5 protein-coding genes are annotated in these 6,936 nt (G+C 42.1%); all 5 read left to right on the top strand.

Features of this window, described 5'->3' with window-relative positions:
- The first annotated feature begins 206 nt into the window (after positions 1–206).
- The 5 genes from AB1K80_RS10350 (at position 207) to AB1K80_RS10330 (ending at position 6,786) form a co-directional block, all read left to right on the top strand.
- Entirely contained in the window at positions 207–1,805 is a 1,599-nt protein-coding gene (locus AB1K80_RS10350; RefSeq protein WP_412856539.1) for an ATP-binding protein, read from the top strand.
- Between the two features lie 3 nt (positions 1,806–1,808).
- Positions 1,809–2,501: a response regulator gene (locus AB1K80_RS10345; protein ID WP_412856533.1), complete on the top strand. Its 693-nt coding sequence runs from the start codon at positions 1,809–1,811 to the stop codon at positions 2,499–2,501.
- Between the two features lie 3 nt (positions 2,502–2,504).
- Positions 2,505–3,482 carry a tripartite tricarboxylate transporter substrate-binding protein gene (locus AB1K80_RS10340; RefSeq protein ID WP_412856532.1) on the top strand — a complete coding sequence of 326 codons (978 nt, stop codon included), beginning with the start codon at positions 2,505–2,507 and terminating at the stop codon, positions 3,480–3,482.
- Positions 3,483–3,673: 191 nt separating this feature from the next.
- Positions 3,674–4,972 (top strand): citrate:proton symporter, encoded by a 1,299-nt coding sequence (locus AB1K80_RS10335; protein WP_412856531.1) that lies wholly within the window; start codon positions 3,674–3,676, stop codon positions 4,970–4,972.
- Between the two features lie 182 nt (positions 4,973–5,154).
- A complete protein-coding gene (locus AB1K80_RS10330) occupies positions 5,155–6,786 on the top strand; it encodes a M14 family metallopeptidase (protein ID WP_412856530.1) in 1,632 nt (543 codons plus the stop codon).
- Positions 6,787–6,936: the final 150 nt, after the last annotated feature.

Here is a 6,936-nt window from a genome sequence, read left to right as displayed (position 1 = left end):
TTCGATACATTTCATTCAACATATATACCTTTAAAATAAAAAAGATTGTAGAAAAACATGAGTTTCTCTACAATCTGGGGATGACTCGTTTAGAGTCATCCTTTTTTGATTTCATCAATTTTTCTTCAATTTAGAAAGAAAAAAATGATATGATTTTCTAAAAGCATTTGATTGATCTGCTTGAACTAGGGGTTGTGGCGATGAGAATGGTCAAAAGAAAAGTCACTTTACAAACGAAAATATTGGGGTTAATTATCGGGCTATTGCTTTTTGTTATTGCTTTACTGACGGTTTGTTTTGGCTTTCTCCAAACGTCAGAAAGGCAGGTACAAGCTGAACAACTGGCAGTACAAACTGCTAGAACGATATCATACATGCCGCCGATTAAGACATCGGTCGTGACATCAACAGATTCTCAAAATGAAGAACAGGCTGTGCTAGAGCAAATGAAAGAGCAGGTCAGGGCTCACGCCATCTTGATCACCAATCAAAAAGGAACGGTTCTTTTTCATACGAACCATGCACAGGTTGGAAAAACAATCAGCTTATCTGCAGGAAGAAGTACGTTGCTGTTTGGAGGAACTTCCATATCTACCGGCACTTCTGACGGTGAAACCGTTGTCAGAGGTAGTGCGCCGATTATGGCGGAGAATGGACAGCATGAAGAAATTATTGGAACAGTTACGGTTGAATTTTTGAAAAGAGAAATCGATCAAGCTACAGCGCATCAGCTCTTGCTCATTAGTTACATGGCACTTTTTGTTTTACTCCTTGGTATATTCGGTGCGATTTTTCTAACGAGAAGTATTCGAAAGGATACATTAGGGCTTGAACCGCATGAGATTGCCTCATTATATCGAGAAAGAGAAGCGATGCTACTAGCCATTAAAGAGGGAATCATTGCATTTGACCGTAAAGGGACGATTTCGATGATGAATACATCTGCTGAACAAATGTTGCACGTTACGCCAGAACGCTCCCTTCACATTGACCAAGTACTACCGGAGGCCAAGCTCTTATCCTATCTATCGAAAGACACGATTGAACCGAACGTAGAAACGGTTGTGAAAGATAAAACGTTTGTATTAAATATGAAGAAAGTTGTACAAGACAATCACGTATTCGGTGGGATTGTGAGTTTTCGAGAAAAAACAGAATTGACAAAGTTGCTAGATACATTGACCGAGGTCAGTCAATATTCAGAAGACCTTAGGGCACAAACCCATGAATTCTCAAATAAACTTTATGCCATTTTAGGATTGCTTGAGCTAAAACAATTTGATGAAGCCATTCACTTAATTAAGGAAGAATATACAGTGCAAAATCGGCAGCATGATCTACTGATGAAGCAAATCCGATCACCTAACATACAAGCCATTTTGCTCGGAAAACTTGGAAAAGCATCAGAGAAAAAAATCCATTTTCATATTGACGAAAATAGTTCATTGGATCCACTTCCTTCTCATATGAGTTTATCTCACTTTATCACGATCATTGGCAATCTCGTAGACAATGCCTTTGAAGCCGTCTTAAATCAAGAAAGGCGAGAAGTTGATTTATTCATCACAGATATTGGGTTTGATATTATTATAGAAGTTTCAGATTCAGGTGATGGTGTAGAGGAAGCAAAACTGTCGCGTCTGTTTACAAGGGGTCATTCGTCTAAGGGGAAAGGACGAGGCTACGGATTAGCGAATGTCAAAGAAGTATTGGATGAGCTCGGAGGTTGGATCGAAGTCACGAACCAAAAAGAAGGCGGTGCCATCTTTACTGTTTACATACCGAAAGAAACAAAGGGGGAATAAATCGTGATGAACGTACTCATTGCGGAGGATGATTTTCGCATTGCTGCCATTCATGAATCCTATATCCAAAAGATTCAAGGCTTTCAAGTCGCTGAAAAGGCAAAGAGCGCAAAGGAATTATGGGATGCATTGCAAAGGGGAAAAATCGATCTTATTTTGCTAGATGTCTATATGCCAGACGAACTTGGCACAAACCTGTTGCCACTTCTGAGAGAGCGCTATCCTGAAGTTGATGTGATCATTATCACGGCTGCAACGGAAACAACGCTGCTACGGGAGGCCCTTCAATATGGGGTCGTGCATTATCTAATCAAACCTGTGACAGCACAGAAATTTGCAAAAGTCTTAACTGAATATAAGGAAAAGAAGCATCTGATTGACTCTCAAGAGGAAGTCAATCAAACGATGATTGATCTGTTTTTTGGTCAGATGCAGGAGGAGCAAAAAGTGGATCGGGATTTGCCAACAGGAATCAACTCACTGACTTTAGACAAAGTAAAAACATTGATGGCATCAGAAAAAAGTGGGGTGACAGCCGAAGAACTAGGAGAGAAAATGGGGGTCTCACGTACAACGGCAAGACGTTACGTTGAATATCTTGTCAGCACGGGCGAATGTCGAGCGGAGCTTGCCTACGGAATTATTGGCAGGCCAGAAAGAAGATACTATCCAGCCAAAGATCACGTGGGGTCATAACTAATGAAAAAAGTCATACTCCCTGTACTCATCATCTGTCTGTGTCTTACATTCACCTTAAATGAAAAAAAGACAAAGGAATCATCTCTTGAGCACAGCTCTTTAAATATTGTTGTATCTGGTGTGCCAGATGGTGGATTTGATCAAACGGCGCAGGTGATGAAATCAGTGCTTGAACAAGAGAAACTGGTGAAGCAGCCTGTCAATATTCTTTATCAAAGAGGCGGAACGGTCGAGAGAGGATGGGCTTACATGTTGGAACGAGAGGCCAACTATGTCAGCTTAAATTCCAGTTTGTTATTAAGTCGAAATTTGCTTGGCAGTAGCAACATGACAGTGGATGATGTAACACCACTTGCCATTCTTGCGGAAGAATGGCAAGTCGTTGCAGTGCCTATTCAATCTCCTTACTCAAATGGAAAGCAGCTGTTAAATGCACTGAAAAAGAACCCAGATTCCTTAAAAATAGGGTTTGCTCCTGATTTCGGGAATGATGATCAAATGTCATTTGCACGCGCAGCAGAAATGGCAAATGTTGATCCGTATCGAATTCAATTTCTCAAATTCGATAGTGCAGATGCCTTATTTCAAGCGTTGAGGGATCAGCAAATTGATGCAGCGACCACGACCATCACAGAGGTTCGCCACGATTATGAAAAGAAGAGACTAAACCTAATAGCGACGACAACTGAGCAACGGTTAGAAGGATTTGAGGATATTCCTACTTGGAAGGAACAGGGGATCCCGCTCGTTTTTTCTCATTGGCGCGGCGTGATGGGACCAAAGCAAATGAGTCCGCAGGACATTCGTGAATGGGATCAGCTGCTTCAAAAAATGGTTCAAACATCGGCATGGAAAAAGCAATTAAAACAAAAAGGCTGGACAAGTCGTTACATGAATAGCAAAGAGGCGAAGGTATTTATGGAAGACCAATTAACACAATATGAGCAGTTCATTCAAGGAGAAAAAGCGATCGAGTGAGATCGCTTTTTTTCATGGGGGGAAGAAAAACAATGTTTGAACAAAATGAACAAAATGCGTTTATTGAACGAAAAAAAATTAAAATTCACAATATTTACTTCAAATTCCTTGTCAGATATGATGACAGAAAGGGTTAGAAATGGGATACCAACACACAAATGAAAGCGTATACACGATAAGGGGTGATGATCATGTTAGCGATCTTAGGTTTTCTGATGATGATCGTATTTATGGTATTAATTATGACGAAACGTTTATCTGTTTTAACGGCATTGGTGTTAACACCGATTGCATTTGCTCTTATTGCAGGTTTCCATTTTACTGAAATTTCTGACATGATTGTCAAAGGCGTGCAGCAAGTTGCGCCAACGGCTGTGATGATCATGTTTGCGATTTTGTACTTCGGCATTATGATTGATGCTGGTTTATTTGATCCGATGGTTGCAAAAATCCTGAAAATCGTCAAAGGCGATCCGTTAAAAATTGTGGTTGGAACAGCTGTATTGACGATGCTTGTCGCACTTGATGGTGACGGGACAACAACATATATGATTACCACAACTGCGATGCTACCATTATTTACACTACTTGGCATTCGACCGATTATTTTAGCGGGAATTGCCGGTGTTGGCATGGGAATTATGAATACGATTCCATGGGGCGGCGCAACGCCTAGAGCAGCGAGTGCGCTTGGTGTTGATCCATCACTTTTATTCGGACCGATGATTCCAGTCATTGGTGCCGGGGTTCTGAGTATGGTGATAGTGTCGTACTTTCTTGGAAAAGCCGAAAGAAAACGTCTTGGCGTCATTGAGCTAGATCAGCCCATTCATGCGAATGAAATGGCAGCGGCACTACAAGATGATATCAAGCGACCGAAACTTTGGTGGTTTAACCTAACACTTACTTTGATATTGGTCCTGTTGCTTGTGTCTGGGAAAATCAGCTTGACTGTCTTGTTTGTTCTTGCATTCTGCGTTGCCATCATCGTGAACTATCCGAATTTGGAGCAGCAACGTGAGCGCATTGCGGCTCATTCAACAAACGTTCTAGCGATTGCTTCGATGATTTTTGCAGCGGGTGTGTTTACAGGCATTTTAACAGGGACGAAAATGGTCGATGAAATGGCGATCTCCATTGTCTCTGCCATCCCAGAACAGCTTGGCGGATTTATCCCAGTCATCGTTGCATTAACAAGCGGGATCTTTACGTTCTTTATGCCGAATGATGCATATTTTTATGGTGTACTTCCTATCCTATCAGAAACAGCGGCAGCATATGGTGTTGATAAAATTGAGATCGCTAGAGCGTCTATTATTGGTCAGCCGATTCATATGCTCAGTCCACTTGTTCCATCTACTCATTTACTCGTTGGAATTGTGGGGGTTTCACTGGATCAGCATCAGAAGTTTGGGATGAAATGGGCTGTGCTTGCAGTCGTGGCAATGACCATTATGGCTGTTCTCGTTGGAGCCATTTCGATCTGGTGATCAAAAGAGTGTCCTGCTGTATCGCAGGCACTCTTTTTTTTAGGTCGTTTTGCCGAGCAAGCTTCTTTCATTTGCCCTATGGCATGACATGTGTGTTCCGCCTAAAGATATATTTTTAAAAAATGAGGACACTTTTGCTGTTTTTTTCTTTATAATGCAAATCAACGAAGGGAGAGGATAGCATGGCCAAACGAAAAGGAACGATGCTCTTAGCTGTTAGTTGTTTTATTGCTGGAAGCTTATTGATGGTGCCCCCAGTCTCAGCAAAAACAGACACCCCTTATTACGGAAAGAGTTATGAACAACCTGCATCCGTCAAGAAACTGTACCCTGAGCCAGATGAGACATTCGATACCCCCGCCTTTCAGAAAAAAGGAAAAGCATTTACGACACAAGAAGAGCTCCAAGCATTCATACACCACATTGTCCGCAAAAGTCCTTATGCGACCCAGAAACAGATTGGAACGTCGATTGATGGCCGGTCTATTCCTGCCCTCTACTTTACAAAGGATCATCACATCTCTCCATTGTCAAAAAAACCAACGATATGGCTCCAAGCACAAATTCACGGAAACGAACCAGCGTCTGGTGAATCTGCCCTTGTCATTGCACAACGATTAGCAGGTCCTGAAGGTGAACGTATATTACAACATGTCAATATCATCATCGTTCCAAGAATCAACCCTGATGGTTCGTACGCATTTCAACGCGTGCTTGCAAACGGAATGGATGGGAACCGTGATCATATGAGATTAGAATCTTCGGAATTGATCGCCCTGCATCAAGAGTTTAACCGCTACTCACCAGAGGTTGTCATCGATGCCCATGAATATGATGTCGGTCAAAAACAGTTCGCACATATGGGTTCTTCTGGCACGCTGAAATATCATGATCTGCTCATCTTATCAGGGAAGAATATGAACATTCCTGAAAGCATTCGACTGACATCAAACGAATTATATGTAAATGGCGTTCGGGAAGCGCTCACGCAGCATGGATTTTCTCATGATCTTTATTACACAAGCACAATAGGAAACGACGGGAAAATTGATCTCTACGAAGGTGGAACCGATGCACGAATTGGCCGAAATGCCCTTGGTCTTTCTCCTGCATTGTCATTCCTAGTCGAAAGTAGAGGAATCGGAATTGGGAGAGAGGATTTTGCCCGTCGTGTGGTTGCACAAGTGACGACCCATGAAACCATCATCGATAAAACGATCAAGCATGCCAAACAGATCAAGCAGCAAGTCGTGATGGAGCGGTTAGAACTTGTGAAAAAAGGGCTTCAAACAAATGATCAAGATCAGGTGGTCATTCAGGATGCTTTTCAAGCACCTGTTCAAGATACACTTGAAATGGTGGACATTGAAAAAGGTCAGACAATCAACGTCCCAGTACGATTTCATAGTGCGAGCGAAGCTGTGCCAGTCCTCACAAGGGAAAGACCGACAGCTTACGTCATCCTCCCTGGTCATGAAGGAGTCGAACAGAAGCTGAAAACATTAGGGATAAAAAGTGTGACATTGCCTGCCGGTGTGAAAGTACCGGTAGAAGCCTATCAAGTGACAAAACGAGTAGAAAAAAGCAAAACAGACATTCAACTGGAGACAGCAGTCATCAAGAAGAAAGAGCAGCTGCCAAAGGGAACGAAGATCTATATAACAGCACAACCACAAACGAATTTGTTATCACTTGCCCTCGAACCAGAATCAAAGGATAGCTACATGTCATCAGGTATCATCGCATCGAAGGTTGGCGATGAACTGCCAGTCTATCGTTTCTTGCACAGTCAAAAGACGTTAGGCATCAAATAGAAAAGCGGCACCAAGCGTGCCGCTTTCATGATTTTTGGTTCTTAGACAACGCCAAAAGTCCCCCTAAATGCATCATTTCATCATCCGTTGTCTAAGGACAAATGTCGGAGATTTTGATAAAAAAAGGGTTGAAACAAGTGAATTTATGCA

The sequence above is a fragment of the Bacillus sp. 179-C3.3 HS genome (assembly GCF_047229225.1).
GTDB lineage: Bacteria > Bacillota > Bacilli > Bacillales > Bacillaceae > Bacillus.
Note: the sequence above shows the minus strand (reverse complement) of the source record. Positions and strands in the feature narration are given on the sequence as shown.